Source organism: Iodidimonas sp. MBR-22 (genome assembly GCF_029946565.1).
GTDB classification, from domain to species: domain Bacteria; phylum Pseudomonadota; class Alphaproteobacteria; order Sphingomonadales; family Rhodothalassiaceae; genus Iodidimonas; species Iodidimonas nitroreducens.
Map to the genome: position 1 here is coordinate 36,974 of NZ_JARKVQ010000008.1, position 16,813 is coordinate 53,786.

The following is a 16,813-nucleotide window of genomic DNA, read 5'->3' on the forward strand; positions in this document are numbered from 1 at the left end:
GAAAAGCGCTTTGGGCTTCTTTTCCTTATGATTAGCCTTTGAAATAGAGCGGGCCTTGCATTATTTCAGGGATAAGGGTTGAAGCGTTGTTCATTTCGGTTTGCTCGCGTGTTTAATTCAGAGCCACCAGGATGAACCGGCGCGTTTTTTCAAATACGGGTGTATCTGTGATTATTGTTTCGATCAATGGCGAAGAGCGGTCTTTTGAAGGGCCGATGACGGCGCAAACACTTTTGCAAAGCTTATCTTTAGACCCTCAGAAAGTGGCTTTGGAACGCAACCGCCAGATCGTGCCCCGATCCACCTATGGCGCAGTTGATATTGCCCATGGCGACAGGCTTGAAATCGTGCATTTCGTAGGTGGCGGGGAGGATCAGAGCGTCATTGATGAGCCGCTGGTCATTGCCGGTGTGCGTTATCGCTCGCGGCTGATCGTGGGCACCGGAAAATATCGTGATTTTGCCCAAACGGCTGAGGCGGTAAAGGCATCGGGGGCGGAAATCGTCACTGTGGCCGTGCGCCGGGTCAATCTGTCGGATCCCTCGCAACCGATGCTGACCGATTATCTCGATCCCAAAAGCATCACCTATCTGCCCAATACCGCAGGCTGTTTTACGGCGGATGATGCGGTGCGCACCTTGCGGCTGGCGCGTGAAGCCGGGGGCTGGGATCTGGTGAAGCTCGAGGTTTTAGGCGATAAAGCCACCCTTTATCCCGATATGCGTGAAACCCTTGCAGCAGCAAGGGTGCTGATCGATGAGGGTTTCAAGGTGATGGTTTATACCAGCGATGATCCCCTTTTTGCGCGCGAACTGGATGCCATGGGCTGTGTGGCGATCATGCCATTGGGGGCGCCCATCGGCTCGGGTTTGGGCATCCAGAACCCGGTCAATATCCGCCTGATTGTTGAGCAATCCCGCGTGCCGGTTCTGGTGGATGCGGGGGTGGGCACGGCATCGGATGCGGCCATTGCCATGGAATTGGGCTGTGATGGGGTTTTGATGAATACTGCCATCGCCGAAGCCAAAGATCCGATCCGCATGGCGCGGGCCATGCGCCATGCCGTGATAGCCGGGCGCGATGCCTATCTGGCCGGGCGAATGCCGAAAAAACGCTATGCCGATCCCTCAAGCCCTTTATCCGGCCTGATCTGATCGCGAGCGGGTTTGCAGCGCCGGATGTCACACATCCAGCGCATTTTTATCCACAAATTCAGCATGATCCTGAATGAAGGCAAAGCGATCTTCGGGCCGTTTGCCCATCAATCGGCCCACCAGATCGGCAATCACCCGATAGCCTTCGCCCGGCTGGGGCAAAGTGACCCGCAAAAGCGTGCGACTGGCACGCGCCATCGTGGTATCGCGCAATTGGGCGGGGGGCATTTCGCCCAAGCCCTTGAATCGCGACACCTCGACCTTCGTTTTTCCGGCGAAAACCGAGGCCATCAGCGCATCTTTATGGGCATCATCGCGGGCATAATGCACGATCCCGCCTTTCGCCAGCCGATAAAGCGGCGGCTGGGCCAGATAAAGCCTGCCATCCCGCACCAATTGCGGCATTTCCTGAAAGAAGAAGGTCATCAACAGGGTGGCGATATGGGCCCCATCCACATCGGCATCGCACATGATGATGACCTTTTCATAGCGCAGGGCATCGCCATTATAATGATCGCGCACCCCACAACCCAAGGCCAGGGTCAGGTCCTGCACTTCCTGATTCGCGGCGATTTTCTGGGCGGTGGCACTGGCCACATTCAGGATTTTCCCCCGGATGGGCAAAACGGCCTGAGTTTTACGATCCCGGGCCTGCTTTGCCGAGCCTCCGGCGCTATCGCCTTCAACGATATAGATTTCTGTGCCCTCGGCTTTATCCTGCGAACAATCTGTCAGCTTGCCGGGCAGGCGCAGGCGGCGTTTGGAGGTATAAGACGCGCGCTTCACTTCGCGTTCAGCACGGCGGCGCAGGCGTTCATCCATGCGTTCGATGGACCAGCTCAAAAGCGCCTGACCGCGCTCGGGCTGTTCGGCCAGCCAGTGATCGAAACTGTCGCGCACGGCATTATCCACCAATCGCGTGGCTTCGGGGCTTGAGAGCTTTTCCTTGGTCTGGCCCTGGAATTGCGGATTTTTGATGAAAACCGACAGCATCGCCGCAGCATTCGTAAAAACATCATCGGCCACAAGCTGGGCGGCACGTTTATTGCCGGTCATCTCGCCATAGGCGCGCACGGATTTTAGCACCGCCATCCGCAGCCCGGCTTCATGGGATCCACCCTGGGGGGTGGGCACGGTATTGCAATAGGTGGAAAGCTGACCATCGCCAAATTCCGGCCAGCCTATCGCCCATTCCACTTTGCCGGCCTGATCGGGAAATTGCGCGATCCCGGCAAAAAGCGTTTCTGTGGCCATTGTCCGGCCTTTCAGGCTTTCGCCCAGAAAATCGGCCAGCCCACCGGGGAAATGCAAAGTATCTTCGCGCGGCGTGGCATCGCCTTTTTCGATCAGGGCTTCAGTGCAGCGCCAGCGGATTTCCACACCACGAAACAGATAAGCTTTCGAGCGCACCAGCTTATAAACACGGGCGGCCTTGAGCGCGGCTTTTTCACCAAAAATATCGGGATCGGGGATGAAGCACACCCGCGTGCCCCGGCGATTTTGCACCGGGCCAAGGCATTCCAGCGGACCAAGGGCCTTTCCCCGGGCATAGCTCTGGCGATAAAGGGTGCGTTCGCGGGCCACTTCGATCTCAAGATGCGCAGACAGGGCATTCACCACCGAAATGCCCACGCCATGCAGCCCGCCCGATGTGGCATAGGCCCCTTCCTTGAACTTGCCGCCGGAATGCAAGGTGGTGAGAATCACTTCTAAAGCCGATTTGGGGGCAAATTTCGGATGTTCATCCACCGGGATGCCCCGCCCATTATCGCCAATGATGATGCTGCCATCGTCTTTCATCTCGACATCGATGCGATTGGCATGACCGGCCACCGCTTCATCCATCGAATTATCGATGACTTCTGCCACCAGATGGTGCAGGGCGCGTTCATCGGTTCCGCCGATATACATCCCCGGGCGCTGGCGCACCGGCTCCAGACCTTCAAGAACTTCGATATCCTGAGCCGAATAATTGGAAGAGGTTTGCGATACGTCTTGAAACAGATCAGCCATGGGGCCGTTTACTCTCAACTGAAAACGCGAATGATGAAGCCCACTATATAGGCGGGATCAGGGGGGGGATGGCAACCACATCTTATGAACGCGTGGAAATTCGCGCCTAATCGAACAGGGCATCGATATCCGCCTGGCTGGCGGCGGTGCTTTCGATTGGATCGCCTTCATCCTCTTGTGCAGGGCTGCAACTGGGCTGTTCGGTCTTGCCGTGGATCACCCCATTGAGAGCGGATAACAGCTCCTGCGCCTCTTTCAAGGGTTCTTCCAGATGGCGGGCAATGGCCTGTGCATCATCACCCAGCATCACCACATCACCCACCGTTTGCAGCAAAAGGGCATCGAGCTTCAGGCGCAGCGTATCGAAAAGCAGACGGCAGGCGCCGGGCGCATGGTCATAGGCTTCGATCGCCAAAGCCTTGTCGGCAAAACCGCTATCGGCGAAATGCTGCTGGTAGCTTTTGGGGGTCCAATCGGCGGCATCTTCGAGCATGTCCGGCATATCAGGTGCCATCTCAAGAAGCATCACCACCTCATTGTAATGATTAAGATAATCCGTTGCCAAAAAAGATCGCTCATCAATATTGGCCGCCGCCAGATGCGGCTTTAAGGCCGCTTGCTGGGCGGTCAGCGGCGCAGGCTGGGATGCAGCCGGATTGATTGATGAAATGGGGCTGGGCATGCTGTGGTCTTCATGGGTCATTCTAAGCATGATTTTAGGCTTTGCGCCTTTCGCATTTCTTAATATTGGATGTCCTCGATGGCTTTTTATGCGCCTGCAACATATTGGGTTTAAAAAGGCGAATGTGCTGAGTGGATCGAGGCAAAGGGCGTGGTTTTTCAACCATGATTCAGGCCAAAAAGCACGTTTTTGAAATGCATATCATGATGCCGCTTTGGGAAATTTTCTTATTTATAAACAGTCTATTAAATCTGGTAGGAAAATTATTTTTTGATCAACTGCATTTTTGCGTTGCAAAAGTGATTATTGCGATGCAATATAACTTCAGCCTCTTCGTGAGGCGATCCTCCCCAAAGGATCCGACTTGAGCCGGGGGTCTTTATAGACTTCCGGCTTTTTTTTATCCTTTTTTTGCTGATGGCTCGCGTGAATTTTCCAGCCAATTCCTGGCCAGCTTTATAAGCAGGCCAGATCCCAAAAAAAACCCTGCGGCAAGGGGTCTGAGCCCAGCCGCAGGGTGCTTTTCAGGGTCAGAACCCTTAATCAGGCGCTGTAATACATATCGAATTCGATGGGATGCGGCGCCAATTCAAAGCGCGTGACCTCTTCAAATTTCAGATGGATATAGGCATCGATCTGATCCTGAGTAAACACATCGCCCTTTCGCAGGAAATCGCTATCCGATTGCAGGGATTCCAGTGCTTCACGCAAAGAACGGGCCACGGTGGGCACATTGGTCAGCTCTTCGGGGGGCAGGGCATAAAGATCCTTGTCCATGGCATCGCCGGGATGGATTTTGTTTTCGATTCCATCGATCCCCGCCATCAGCATGGCTGAAAAGGCGAGATAGGGATTGGCCGTGGGATCGGGGAAGCGCACTTCCACACGCTTTGCCTTGGGGCTTGATCCAAAGGGAATACGGCAGGATGCTGATCGGTTGCGCGCCGAATAGGCAAGCAGAACCGGCGCTTCAAAGCCGGGTGTCAGGCGCTTGTAGCTATTGGTCGATGGATTGGTGAAGGCATTGATGGCCTTGGCATGTTTGATGATGCCGCCAATATAATAAAGGGCCATATCCGAAAGATCGGCATAGCCGGAACCGGCAAAAAGCGGCTTGCCATCTTTCCAGATCGATTGATGGGTATGCATCCCCGAGCCATTATCATCTTTCACCGGCTTGGGCATGAAGGTGGCGGTTTTGCCATAAGAATGCGCGACCTGACGCACAACATATTTATAAAGCTGAATTTTATCGGCAATTTCGGTGAGCTTGCCAAAGGTCATGCCCAGTTCATGCTGGCTGGCGGCCACTTCATGATGGTGTTTATCCATGCTCACGCCCAGTTCGCGCAGGATGGTAACCATTTCGCCACGCATATCAAAGGCAGAATCGACCGGACCAGCGGGGAAATAGCCGCCTTTCACCCGGGGGCGATGGCCCTGATTGCCTTCAGGATAGACCTTGGCGGAATTATAGGGGCCTTCGATATCATCAAGCTGATACATGGCGCCGGAATAATCGACCTTGAACCGCACATCATCGAACACGAAGAATTCCGGCTCGGGGCCGATGAAAACGGTATCGCCAATGCCGGTGAATTTCAGATATTCCTCTGCACGTTTGGCGGTGGAGCGGGGATCGCGTTCATAAGATTGGCCGGTGCCGGGTTCTAAAATGTCGCAATAAACGATGGCGGTGCCCTGCGCGGTGAAGGGATCGGTGGTCACATGGCTTAGATCGGGCTTTAAAACCATGTCGGATTCATTGATCGCTTTCCAGCCGGCAATGGATGAGCCATCAAACATCAGGCCTTCTTCCAGGGTTTCTTCATCCATGAAAGAGGAATCCATGGTCAGATGATGCCAGGTTCCGCGCGGATCGGTAAAGCGCAGGTCGATCCAGGTGAGATCTTCATCCTTGCACAGCTTCAAAAGGTCGGCTGCGGTCATATTCAGATATTTTGGCATGATATGTCTCTGCTTCTTCTCAAAAGGGTGGAATGGAAAGGGGCGCGGGGGATGGATCAAATGGCATCGCTGCCGGTTTCGCCGGTGCGGATGCGGATGGCATCCTCGATGGCGGTAACAAAAATCTTGCCATCCCCGATTCTGCCGGTGTGGGCGGCATTTTGGATGGCTTCAACGGCGGCTTCGAGCTTGGCATCGTCGATCACGATCTCAAGCTTCACCTTGGGCACGAAATCAACCACATATTCCGCCCCGCGATAAAGTTCGGTATGGCCTTTCTGGCGGCCAAAGCCACGGGCTTCCAGCACGGTGATGCCCGAAACACCAACTTCATGAAGGGCTTCCTTCACTTCATCGAGCTTGAAGGGCTTGATGATCGCCTCGATTTTTTTCATATCCGCATCCGTTCACACGAGCTTTATCTGGTTGATCAATCGGGTTGGTTCAGGTTCGAACACATGAGTGTCCCCGTTTTTGGCACTATGCGTAACCTAGCAATGATCATGCCATTTTATTGGTCCCGGGAAATACATGATTTTGGGCGGTTCAGCGCCATGCCCCAAGGGTTTCATGCCTTTTATTAAAGCACATGCCTATCTTTTAATCAGTTTTGCCATATGGTGAGTCCTGCGTGCTGATAGGATTTGAAGCCCGGCAGGGCGATCCCAATTTGAAAAATGCATTCTCATGCAATTAGCCGCTCCGGGCTTCTTGACTGGCGGCATATTCCCCGGTATGACGAGCGCCTTCCCAATGATGGCGGGCGTAGCTCAATTGGTTAGAGCGCCTGGTTGTGGTCCAGGAGGTTGCGGGTTCAAGTCCCGTCGTTCGCCCCACCATCTGCCCTTTTCCGGCTTGAGCCTTTGTATCATACTCAACCCTGTGAAACAAAGCATGGGGGCAGGGCCTTTGATCCATAATCAAAAATCCAGCGGCCGCATTGTGGATGCTGCGCGTTCCAATCCACAGGATAAAAGCCTGCGGATACTATTGAGCTGTGCGCAAATGGCCAAAGCCGATCAGGCGGCGATCCGCCTCGGCACATCGGGCCTTAGCTTGATGGAAGCGGCGGGGCGGGGCATTGCCGAAGAAGCACTGACCCATATGAAGGGCAACCGGGTGAAGGGCCGCCGGGCTTTGATTTTGGCCGGACCGGGGAATAATGGCGGTGATGGCTGGGTGGCGGCGCGTCATCTCATGAAGGCGGGGATTGTTGTGTTGGTGATGTCTTTGGTCGATCCCCATGAATTGCGGGGGGATGCTGCTGCGATGGCCGCCCTTTATAAAGGCGCATGGGCGGTTTTTGATCCTGATCTGGTCGATCCCGATATTTTGGGGGATTATGACCTCATCATTGATGCCCTTTTCGGGGCGGGGCTTAGCCGCCCGGTGGATGGGGCTGCCGCCGATCTGATTGCCGCAGCCAACAGGTCGGGGGCCTATCATGTGGCGGTGGATGTGCCTTCGGGGCTATCGGGCGATAGCGGGCAGCCTTTGGGGCTGGTTTTCGATGCCGATCTTACGGTCAGTTTTTTTCGCAAGAAACCGGGCCATCTGCTGATGCCGGGGCGACAAAAATGCGGGCAACTTGTGGTTCGCCAGATCGGTATTCCGGACAGCGTGCTCGATGATATTCAGCCCATGGTTTATGAGAATCACCCGGCTTTATGGGCCGATCATTGGCCGCAGCTTGCCCCTGATGGCCATAAATATCAGCGTGGCCATGCCCTTGTGATGAGTGGGGGCCCGCCTTTTACCGGGGCGGCAAGGCTGACCGCCAGCGCCGCCCTTCGCGCTGGTGCCGGTGCTGTCACCCTGATCACCCCCGAGGAAAGCTATCCCATTCAGGCCGCCAGCCTGATGGAAGTGATGGTGGCCCCGTTCAAGGATCGCGCTGGCTATCGCGCCTTTATGGATGATCCCCGGCGCACGGTTCTGGCTTTGGGGCCGGGGCTGGGGCTGCATCCTGATACACGGGAAAAGGTGGCGGATGCCCTGGCCACCGCAAAGCCATGTGTGCTCGATGCTGATGGTCTTTCATGCTTTGCTGATGATCCCGAAGCCCTTTTTGCGATGATCGGCAGCCGGGCCGAAGATGTGGTGATGACCCCCCATGGTGGGGAATTTGCCCGACTTTTTGGAACGACCCCGGCACCTGATTCTGCGGATCAGGCGGATCAGGCGGATCAGAAAGGGGGGGCGGAGTCGAAATTAGAGCGCAGCCTCATGGCGGCCCAGAAAAGCGGGGCGGTGATCGTGCATAAAGGTGCTGATAGCGTGATCGCGGCCCCCGATGGCCGGGCAGCGATCAATTCCAATGCCCCGCCCTGGCTTGCCACTGCAGGCTCGGGCGATGTTTTGACCGGGCTCGTCGCGGGCCTGATGGCGCAGGGCATGCCTGCTTTTGAAGCCGCCTGCTCGGCTGTGTGGCTGCATGGGGCGGCGGCTTTGCCCGCGGGCCGGGGCCTCATTGCCGGGGATCTGATCGCCGCACTGCCCCAAGTGATGCGGGATCTGGATGCGCAATTTTCAAGGCCAGGCGGGGCGCGCTCATAGCTTTTCCAGCGCTGAACGAGGGGATGCCCGCAATCAGTTTATCGCGTTTATGGAATCGGGCTGGTTTTTCCTGAACAGCCTGTGCTAAGGAAGCGCCAATCTGCCGCACCGGCCAGTGCGTTTGATGTGAAAGCTTTCCAAGGGCGCATGCGTTTAAGGAACGCAAATGCGCCGGTCGGGATGCGAAAGCGTTTTGTGCTCCGGGATTTAACGGGTATGAAGCGATGAGTTTTCACCAGCGGGCGTGGCGGAACTGGTAGACGCGCCAGATTTAGGTTCTGGTGTCCGAGAGGACGTGGGGGTTCAAGTCCCTTCGCCCGCACCATTAGACAAGTGAGATGGTCACCCATAGGCCACGAGTGAGCGCATGCAAATCGATGAAATAAAGACTGAAGGACTATCGCGGGAATATAAGATCACGGTTGAAAAGACCGATCTCGACCAGCGGGTTCAGAAAATATTGGATGATCTGCGCACCAAAGTGCGGATGAAGGGCTTTCGCCCCGGCAAAACACCCTTGGCGCTTTTGAAAAAGCTGCATGGGGAGGCCGCCCGTGGGCAGGCGATCGAGGAAACGGTGCGGGAAAGCACCGATGCCTTGTTCCGTGAGCGCAAGATCAGGCCAGCCCTTCAACCCAGCATCAAGGTGGGTGATGTGGAAGCGGATGCGGGCTTTGATTTTACCGTTTCGGCGGAAATTCTGCCCGATGTCGATACCTCGGATTTCAAGGCACCTGCCTTGGATCGTCTGGTGGCAAGCCCATCCGATGCCGATATCGATGCCGCTCTCCAAACCCTGGCCGGGCAATCGAAAAGCTTTGAAGCCGCCGCCAAAACCTACAAGGCAAAAACCGGTGATGCTGTGATCATCGATTTTGTCGGCTCGGTTGAGGGCACGGAATTTGAAGGCGGGAAGGGCGATGATGTGCAGCTTGAGCTTGGCTCTGGCCAGTTCATTCCCGGCTTTGAAGATCAGCTTGCGGGCGCGAAAGCCGGTGATGATCTGACGGTCGATGTCACCTTCCCAGAGAATTATGGCCGCGATGATCTGTCGGGTAAACCGGCGCAGTTCAAGGTTTCGGTCAAAGAGGTGAAAAAGCCTGCCGAGGCCAAAATCGACGATGATTTTGCCAAAAATTTCGGTCTTGAAGGGCTTGATGCCTTGAAAGACGCCTTGAAAACCCAGCTTGAGCAGGAAGCAAAGGCCCTGAGCCGGGCGAAGGTCAAGCGGGCTTTGCTCGATAAGCTTGCCGATGCTTATGATTTTGCCGTGCCGCAGGGCATGGTCGATCTGGAATATCGCGATATCTGGGGCCAGATCAAACGCGATGCCATCATGAGCGGCGAAGCAACCGAAGAAGAGCTGGCCGGCCAGGATGAGCCGGAAAGCGAAGAGGATCGCAAGGATTATCGCGATATTGCCGAACGTCGGGTGCGCTTGGGCTTGTTGCTTTCCGAATTGGGGATGGCCAATAAGATCGAGATCAATCGGGATGAGCTGATGCGCCGCGTGGCGGAAGAAGCCCGTCGTTATCCCGGCCAAGAACGCGAAGTTTTTGAATTCTATACCAAGAATGAGCAGGCTTTAGCGCAGCTTCGGGCCCCTTTATACGAAGATAAAGTGGTTGATTTCATTCTCGAAATGGCTGATCTCAATGATATTGAAATGAGCCTTGAAGAGCTGCGTAAAGCGGTTCGCGAGGAAGAAGAGGCCGAAGCCGAAGAAGCCGATAGCGGTAAAAAGGCGGCTGGCAAAAAGGCTTCCGATAAAAAAGCCGGGTCAAAGAAATCGGCGGCGAAATCCGCTGATGACGAGGAAAAGACCGAAGGCAAGAAAGCACCAGCCAAAAAAGCAGCGGCAAAGAAAGCAGCCCCAAAAAAGGCGGCTTCGGCAAAGGATGATGCAGGCGCCTGAGCCTTGCCATCTGCTTTTTGATGCAGAATGAAGGCCGCGGGAGCACATGGGCTTGCCGCGGCCTTTTTAACTCGCAATACTGCGTGATATTTAGTTTTTGATGATCAGGACGACGGGAGTTTAGCGCATATGGTCGATATCGTGGATCAGTTCACAAGTCAGCTCGTGCCGATGGTGGTGGAGCAGACGAATCGTGGCGAACGGGCTTTTGATATTTATTCCCGTCTGTTAAAAGAACGGATTATTTTTCTTACCGGGCAGGTTGAAGATAATATTTCCAGCCTGATCGTTGCCCAGCTTCTCTATCTGGAAGCGGATAATCCGAAAAAAGATATCTCATTTTACATCAATTCCCCCGGTGGTGTGGTCAGTTCCGGCCTCGCCATTTATGATACGATGCAGTATATTCGTCCAAAGGTTGCAACCTTGTGCATTGGACAGGCGGCCTCCATGGGTTCGCTTTTGATGTGTGCCGGTGAAAAAGGCATGCGCTATTGTTTGCCCAATGCCCGGGTGATGGTGCATCAGCCATCCGGCGGCTTTCGGGGGCAGGCCACGGATATTGAAATTCAAGCCCGCGAAATCCTCAAATTGCGCGAGCGTTTGAATAATATCTATGTGACCCATACCGGTCAGACCCTCGATGAAGTGGAAAAAGCCCTTGATCGTGATCGCTGGATGAGCGCGGAAGAAGCCAAGGATTGGGGCATCGTTGACGAAGTCTTGCTCAAACGGCCCGATGATCCGGATAAATGATACGGTTTTTATCTTCAGGATCGGCCGTTGATGTCATTTTAAGCCTACAGCAAGAAATGTTCGTTTAGAATGCGTTGGTATGAGGCCCGTTTTTTGCTGTTGCGTATCAGGTTGCGTACCAGGTTGCGTGCCAGAGTGAGAACCTAAGAGGGCAGTGATGGTTGATTGAGCAGAAAAGCTGTTGCTGCACGGTCACGGGCTGTTCTACGATGATGGTTCAAATGGAGACTTAAGGAAGTCTGATGACGAAATTGAGTGGCGGAGATTCCAAAAATACCTTGTACTGTTCTTTCTGTGGGAAGAGCCAGCATGAGGTACGTAAGCTGATCGCAGGACCAACGGTTTTTATCTGTGATGAATGCGTTGAGTTGTGTACGGACATCATCCGTGAAGAAAGTAAATCGGGCATTGCCAAGTCCAGCGACGGGGTGCCAACCCCGCAGGAAATTCTGGATGTGCTCAATGATTATGTGATTGGCCAGCCCAAGGCCAAGCGCGTTCTATCTGTAGCTGTGCATAATCATTATAAGCGCCTGAACCATGCCGCCAAAAGTTCGGATGTGGAATTGTCGAAATCCAATATCCTGCTGGTGGGGCCCACGGGTTGTGGCAAAACCCTGCTGGCCCAGACTTTGGCGCGTATTCTGGATGTGCCCTTTACCATGGCCGATGCCACCACGCTGACGGAAGCGGGCTATGTGGGTGAGGATGTTGAAAATATCATCCTGAAACTTTTGCAATCCGCCGATTATAATGTGGAGCGGGCGCAGCGCGGCATCGTTTATATCGATGAAGTGGATAAGATCAGCCGCAAATCCGATAATCCATCCATCACCCGCGATGTTTCGGGGGAAGGGGTGCAGCAGGCGCTGTTGAAGATCATGGAAGGCACGGTTGCCAGCGTGCCACCCCAAGGGGGCAGGAAGCATCCGCAGCAGGAATTCCTGCAGGTGGATACCACCAATATCCTGTTCATCTGCGGCGGCGCTTTCGCCGGTCTTGATCGGATCGTTTCATCCCGGATGCAGGGCAAATCGATGGGCTTTGGGGCTAAGGTTTCCTCCCCTGAAGATCGCTCGGTCGGTGAATTGCTGATGCATGCTGAGCCGGAAGATCTGTTGAAATTCGGTTTGATTCCTGAATTCGTTGGCCGTGTTCCCGTGATTGCCACCCTTGAGGATCTGGATGAGAATGCCCTCATCGAAATCCTCTCCACACCGAAAAACGCGCTTTTAAAGCAGTATCAGCGTTTGTTTGAAATGGAAGATGTGGCCCTCACCTTTACCGATGATGCCTGCCGCAGCGTGGCAAAGCGGGCTATCGCCCGGAAAACGGGGGCACGCGGTTTGCGCTCGATCATGGAAGATATCCTGCTCGAGACGATGTTTGATCTTCCCTCGCTCGAAGGGGTGGAGGAAGTGGTGATCAATGGCGATGTGGTGACATCTGGTGCCAAGCCGTTATTCATTTATGCCGAGCGTCGTGACGAAGCGGGGACGTCTGCCTGATCCCCAAACCTTCAAAGACACTGAAAAGTCTTGAAAGGTTGGGCAAGATCGCCATTTCAAAGAGAAGTCCTTTGGCTGCCCTGTGTTCGTCCTTGATTTCGAGACGCAGGCAGTCATTGAAATCAAGTTTTTAACAAGATCGGAACCCCTGCATGGACAAGACCTATCCTGTCCTGCCTTTGCGAGACATCGTTGTTTTTCCGCACATGATCGTGCCTTTGTTTGTGGGCCGCGAGAAAAGCGTTCGCGCCCTTGAAGAGGTCATGAAGGATGACAGGCCCATTTTGCTTGTCTCCCAGAAAAATGCCGGAGAAGATGATCCATCGGCAGATGATATCTATGAAATGGGCACATTGGCGAATGTGCTGCAATTGCTGCGCCTGCCCGATGGCACGGTGAAGGTGCTGGTTGAAGGCTCGGGCCGGGCCAGGATCACGCGCTTTGTCGATAATGAAGAGTTTTTTGAAGCCAGCATCGAAGATGTGGAAGAGGTGCCCGGCAATGAAAAAGAATTGCAGGCGCTCAAGCGGTCGGTGATTTCGCAATTTGAACATTATGTCAAATTGAACAAAAAAATTGCCCCCGAAGTTCTGGTGTCCGCCAATCAGATCGATGATCCCTCAAAGCTTGCCGATACGGTGGCATCGCATCTGGCTTTGAAGATTGCCGATAAGCAGGATCTTTTATCCACCCATGCGATCACAGATCGGCTGGAAAAGGTTTATGCCTTCATGGAAGGTGAAATCGGTGTCTTGCAGGTCGAGAAGAAAATCCGTGGCCGGGTCAAGCGGCAGATGGAAAAGACCCAGCGCGAATATTATCTCAATGAACAATTGAAGGCGATCCAGAAAGAACTGGGTGAAACCGATGAAAGCCGCGAGGAAACGGCCGATCTGGAAAAGCGGATCGCTGAAACGAAGCTGAGCAAGGAAGCGCGGGAAAAGTGCATTTCCGAACTGAAAAAGCTCAAATCCATGAGCCCCATGTCGGCGGAAGCGACCGTGGTGCGCAATTATCTCGATTGGGTTCTGGGCATGCCCTGGGGCAAGCGCACACGGGTGAAGAAGGATATCGGCTGGTCTGAACAGATCCTCGATGCAGATCATTATGGTCTGGATAAGGTGAAGGAACGGATCGTTGAATATCTGGCCGTTTTGCAGCGCGCCAATAAGATCAAGGGGCCGATTCTGTGCCTTGTGGGGCCGCCGGGCGTGGGCAAAACGTCCCTTGGCCGGTCCATCGCCAAAGCCACGGGGCGGAATTTCATTCGCTTCAGCCTGGGCGGTGTGCGGGATGAGGCCGAAATTCGCGGTCATCGCCGCACCTATATCGGGTCCATGCCCGGTAAGGTGATGCAGAATATGAAAAAGGCCGGCTCGGCCAATCCGCTGTTCCTCCTCGATGAAATCGACAAGATGGGGCAGGATTTCCGGGGCGATCCGGCGTCAGCTTTGCTTGAAGTGCTTGATCCCGAACAGAATTCGCATTTCAATGATCATTATCTGGAAGTGGATTATGATCTGTCGGATGTGATGTTCGTGACCACGGCCAATAGCCTGAGCATGCCGCAACCCTTGCTTGATCGCATGGAAATCATTCATCTTTCGGGCTATACCGAAGATGAAAAGCTCGAAATCGCCAAGCGACATCTGATCCCTAAACAAGTGAAGGATCATGGTCTGAGGCGGGCGGAATGGTCGATTTCCGATGGCGCTTTGCGGGATCTGATCCGCTATTATACCCGTGAAGCCGGGGTGCGGAGTTTGGAACGCATGCTGGCCCGCTTGATGCGCAAGGCGGTGAAGGAAATCGTTGAAGGCAAGCGCAAGCGGGTTCAGGTGACGGCGCAAAATGTTGGCAATTATGCCGGGATCAAGCGCTATCGCTATGGCCAGGCGGAAGTTGAAGATCAGGTCGGCTTGACCACGGGCCTTGCCTGGACCGAGGTGGGGGGCGAAATCCTCTCTATCGAGGCCGTAACCACACGGGGCAAGGGTCGGATACTCACCACGGGCAAGCTTGGCTCGGTGATGCAGGAATCGATTCAGGCGGCGCGGTCTTTTGTGCATAGCCGGGCGGCCAGCTATGGCGTGAAGCCAACGGTTTTTGAAAAAAGCGACATCCATGTGCATGTGCCCGAAGGGGCCACGCCCAAGGACGGGCCATCGGCCGGTGTGGCGATGGTGACATCGATCGTATCGGTGTTGACCGGCATTGCCGTGCGTCGTGATATCGCTATGACCGGCGAAGTGACCTTGCGGGGCCGGGTGTTGCCGATTGGCGGCCTGAAGGAAAAGCTGTTGGCGGCTTTGCGGGCAGGGATCAAGACTGTGCTGATTCCGGCTGAAAATGAAAAAGACCTGGCGGAAATCCCGGATAACGTCAAAAAAGGGTTGAAAATCATGCCGGTGTCGCATGTGGATGAAGTTTTGCGTGCGGCGCTCATTCGTCCCCTCGTTCCCATTGAGTGGACCGATGAGGATGAAGAAAAAGCCAATGCGATCAAAGCCGTAGCTTCTGATGATGCAGAGCAGCATCCGGAAGCCACCGTGACCCATTAAGACAGAAATGAGGTGTGACCACGCCTCTTTCTTTATTTAACTTGTGGAAAACCGCAGACTCCTGCGGTTTTCTTTTTGACAGGCCTTCAAAGGCCGCATTAAACTCCGTCTCGCTGACTCACGGAGGAACCTCACAACAGCAACGAGGGGGTAAACCTTGAATAAGAACGAACTGATCGCGAATGTCGCTGAGGCGGCCGATATTTCGAAAGCGGATGCGACGAAAGCCGTCGACGCCGTTTTTTCCAGCATCTCCGGTGCCCTGTCCAAGGGTGACGAAGTCCGTCTGGTCGGATTCGGTACCTTCTCGATTGCACATCGCGCTGCGTCGCAGGGCCGTAACCCACGTACGGGTGAACCGATTGCCATTGCTGCGTCCAAACAACCCAAATTCAAAGCTGGTAAACAGCTGAAGGATGCGGTGAACTGATCGGATCCCGTTCAAAGGGGATTTGAATCCGAAAACGGCCGTTTGCAGCAATGTGAGCGGCCGTTTTTTTATGTGCATCAGCTCTTGTCTTATGGATCATCCGGCGCTATGCACGTCACCAGCGATGAACTGATCCATGGATCGGGGCGGTTAGCTCAGTTGGTAGAGCATCTCGTTTACACCGAGAGGGTCGGCAGTTCGAGACTGTCACCGCCCACCATCGCTTTCAACCAGCAGCCTGCATGAAATCCTGACCCTGTTGGCTTTGGGCTCTCCTCACCTTTCTGTGTCTTTGCCGTGGGCGGCCCATCCCTATAGTAGGGACGTGCGCCATTCGGCCAAAAATCACAGATGACGAGGGGATATTTTATGGATGCAACACAAAAAATGCGCGACACCGCCAAAGGCGCTTCGATGATGCGCTTGGGCCTGTTCAGCCTATTGATCATTCTGGCGGTCAATGGCATCGGCTTTTGGCTGGGGATGATTTATGGCAATCAGGTGCCATTGGGAACGGCCGTGCGGCAATCCATGGATATTATCGTTTTCATGGTGCAAACGCCGCAATATGTGGCGGCCTGGTTCGAGCAGAGCTGGGGCTTCCTATGGCTTGTGGCGGCGCTGGTGGAATTGCTGTTGCCCTTCGCCGTCTTTCGCCTGATGCGCCACCAGCCTGCCATCCTGGTGGGGGTCGTGGCAGCCCTGGCCGCCAGCCTGCCGGATTTGCTGCCCATGGCCCTTGATAAAATGACCGGCCTGCTGATATCGGGGATGCTGATCTCGGCGCTGATCTTTGCTCTTGCCTTCAGTTTTTTAAAGGCACGCGCTTAAAAAATAAGGCGGAGACATGCCCCTGCATCCCTCCGCCTTTTTGAGCAACCTTTGTCCGGTCATATTTGAGACCATCTTGCCCTTCATCCGGCCATTATCGGCTCATGAAGAAGGAAATGGTATCTGAAGCCAGATGCTTCAGTGATTGTTCTCAAAGCCTCAGCCGCTTTAAGACCGGATCGTGAAAAGGTGCTCCTCCCCAACCAAGAAACTGAAGACTTGTTAAGCTTTTCTTGCAGTCAATGCAAGATTTGCCCATGCTTGGCTGGGTAAATATGATGGATTGTTGTTTTTTTGACACTAAATTTACGATTTGATCGAGTGTTTTTGGGATTGGGGCAGGGCTGGCTTATTTGTAAGAGGATAAACTAGGCTCTAGCCTCTGGTTCATAGTTTATTTGGAAAAAGAAGGCGATATTTGCGTTGACAGAGATCAATT

At 54.2% G+C, this 16,813-nt stretch carries 13 protein-coding genes and 3 tRNA genes; 12 read left to right on the forward strand and 4 right to left on the reverse strand.

Features of this window, described 5'->3' with window-relative positions:
• The first annotated feature begins 170 nt into the window (after positions 1-170).
• Positions 171-1,154, forward strand: a complete 984-nt coding sequence (gene thiS, locus QK300_RS07655) for a sulfur carrier protein ThiS (RefSeq protein ID WP_348651852.1) — start codon at positions 171-173, stop codon at positions 1,152-1,154.
• Between the two features lie 27 nt (positions 1,155-1,181).
• Here the strand turns inward: thiS and parE are convergent, their stop codons facing one another.
• Positions 1,182-3,167, reverse strand: a complete 1,986-nt coding sequence (parE, locus tag QK300_RS07660; RefSeq protein ID WP_281301115.1) for a DNA topoisomerase IV subunit B — start codon at positions 3,165-3,167, stop codon at positions 1,182-1,184.
• Positions 3,168-3,273: 106 nt separating this feature from the next.
• Positions 3,274-3,849, reverse strand: coding sequence for a hypothetical protein (locus tag QK300_RS07665; RefSeq protein WP_281301116.1), 576 nt, complete (start codon positions 3,847-3,849; stop codon positions 3,274-3,276).
• Between the two features lie 131 nt (positions 3,850-3,980).
• Here QK300_RS07665 and QK300_RS07670 point away from each other — a divergent pair, with 131 nt between their 5' ends.
• The gene (locus QK300_RS07670) at positions 3,981-4,217 is read left to right on the forward strand and encodes a hypothetical protein (protein ID WP_281301117.1); all 237 of its coding nucleotides are present in this window, start codon (positions 3,981-3,983) and stop codon (positions 4,215-4,217) included.
• 175 nt (positions 4,218-4,392) lie between these two features.
• On the opposite strand, the gene glnA is transcribed toward QK300_RS07670, so the two are convergent.
• Positions 4,393-5,817: a type I glutamate--ammonia ligase gene (gene glnA, locus QK300_RS07675; RefSeq protein ID WP_348651850.1), complete on the reverse strand. Its 1,425-nt coding sequence runs from the start codon at positions 5,815-5,817 to the stop codon at positions 4,393-4,395.
• A 56-nt stretch (positions 5,818-5,873) separates the two neighbouring features.
• Positions 5,874-6,212, reverse strand: a complete 339-nt coding sequence (locus QK300_RS07680) for a P-II family nitrogen regulator (RefSeq protein ID WP_042084494.1) — start codon at positions 6,210-6,212, stop codon at positions 5,874-5,876.
• Positions 6,213-6,576: 364 nt separating this feature from the next.
• Between QK300_RS07680 and QK300_RS07685 the strand changes: the two genes are divergently transcribed.
• The 10 genes from QK300_RS07685 (at position 6,577) to QK300_RS07730 (ending at position 16,374) form a co-directional block, all read left to right on the forward strand.
• Positions 6,577-6,653, forward strand: a tRNA-His gene (locus tag QK300_RS07685).
• Between the two features lie 73 nt (positions 6,654-6,726).
• A complete protein-coding gene (locus QK300_RS07690) occupies positions 6,727-8,373 on the forward strand; it encodes an NAD(P)H-hydrate dehydratase (protein ID WP_281301118.1) in 1,647 nt (548 codons plus the stop codon).
• 238 nt (positions 8,374-8,611) lie between these two features.
• Positions 8,612-8,698 (forward strand) — tRNA-Leu (locus tag QK300_RS07695).
• A gap of 42 nt (positions 8,699-8,740) precedes the next feature.
• Entirely contained in the window at positions 8,741-10,288 is a 1,548-nt protein-coding gene (tig, locus tag QK300_RS07700) for a trigger factor (protein WP_281301119.1), read from the forward strand.
• Between the two features lie 129 nt (positions 10,289-10,417).
• Complete coding sequence (gene clpP / locus QK300_RS07705) at positions 10,418-11,044, forward strand: ATP-dependent Clp endopeptidase proteolytic subunit ClpP (RefSeq protein ID WP_281301120.1); 627 nt, start codon at positions 10,418-10,420, stop codon at positions 11,042-11,044.
• A 242-nt stretch (positions 11,045-11,286) separates the two neighbouring features.
• Positions 11,287-12,552, forward strand: a complete 1,266-nt coding sequence (gene clpX / locus QK300_RS07710) for an ATP-dependent Clp protease ATP-binding subunit ClpX (RefSeq protein WP_281301121.1) — start codon at positions 11,287-11,289, stop codon at positions 12,550-12,552.
• A gap of 152 nt (positions 12,553-12,704) precedes the next feature.
• On the forward strand, positions 12,705-15,113 hold the full coding sequence (gene lon, locus QK300_RS07715) for an endopeptidase La (RefSeq protein WP_042084480.1): 2,409 nt from the start codon (positions 12,705-12,707) through the stop codon (positions 15,111-15,113).
• A 157-nt stretch (positions 15,114-15,270) separates the two neighbouring features.
• Complete coding sequence (locus tag QK300_RS07720; protein WP_042084475.1) at positions 15,271-15,543, forward strand: HU family DNA-binding protein; 273 nt, start codon at positions 15,271-15,273, stop codon at positions 15,541-15,543.
• Positions 15,544-15,687: 144 nt separating this feature from the next.
• Positions 15,688-15,763: transfer RNA gene (locus QK300_RS07725), tRNA-Val, on the forward strand.
• A gap of 149 nt (positions 15,764-15,912) precedes the next feature.
• Positions 15,913-16,374, forward strand: coding sequence for a hypothetical protein (locus QK300_RS07730; protein ID WP_281301122.1), 462 nt, complete (start codon positions 15,913-15,915; stop codon positions 16,372-16,374).
• Positions 16,375-16,813 lie beyond the last annotated feature (439 nt).

What these genes read in the sequence shown, in the direction of transcription:
- glnA (WP_348651850.1), bottom strand. Translation starts at nt 5,817, where the DNA reads ATGCCAAAATATCTGAATATGACCGCAGCCGACCTTTTGAAGCTGTGC.
- clpX (WP_281301121.1), top strand. Translation starts at nt 11,287, where the DNA reads ATGACGAAATTGAGTGGCGGAGATTCCAAAAATACCTTGTACTGTTCT.
- QK300_RS07680 (WP_042084494.1), bottom strand. Translation starts at nt 6,212, where the DNA reads ATGAAAAAAATCGAGGCGATCATCAAGCCCTTCAAGCTCGATGAAGTG.
- tig (WP_281301119.1), top strand. Translation starts at nt 8,741, where the DNA reads ATGCAAATCGATGAAATAAAGACTGAAGGACTATCGCGGGAATATAAG.
- QK300_RS07730 (WP_281301122.1), top strand. Translation starts at nt 15,913, where the DNA reads ATGGATGCAACACAAAAAATGCGCGACACCGCCAAAGGCGCTTCGATG.
- lon (WP_042084480.1), top strand. Translation starts at nt 12,705, where the DNA reads ATGGACAAGACCTATCCTGTCCTGCCTTTGCGAGACATCGTTGTTTTT.
- parE (WP_281301115.1), bottom strand. Translation starts at nt 3,167, where the DNA reads ATGGCTGATCTGTTTCAAGACGTATCGCAAACCTCTTCCAATTATTCG.
- QK300_RS07665 (WP_281301116.1), bottom strand. Translation starts at nt 3,849, where the DNA reads ATGCCCAGCCCCATTTCATCAATCAATCCGGCTGCATCCCAGCCTGCG.
- clpP (WP_281301120.1), top strand. Translation starts at nt 10,418, where the DNA reads ATGGTCGATATCGTGGATCAGTTCACAAGTCAGCTCGTGCCGATGGTG.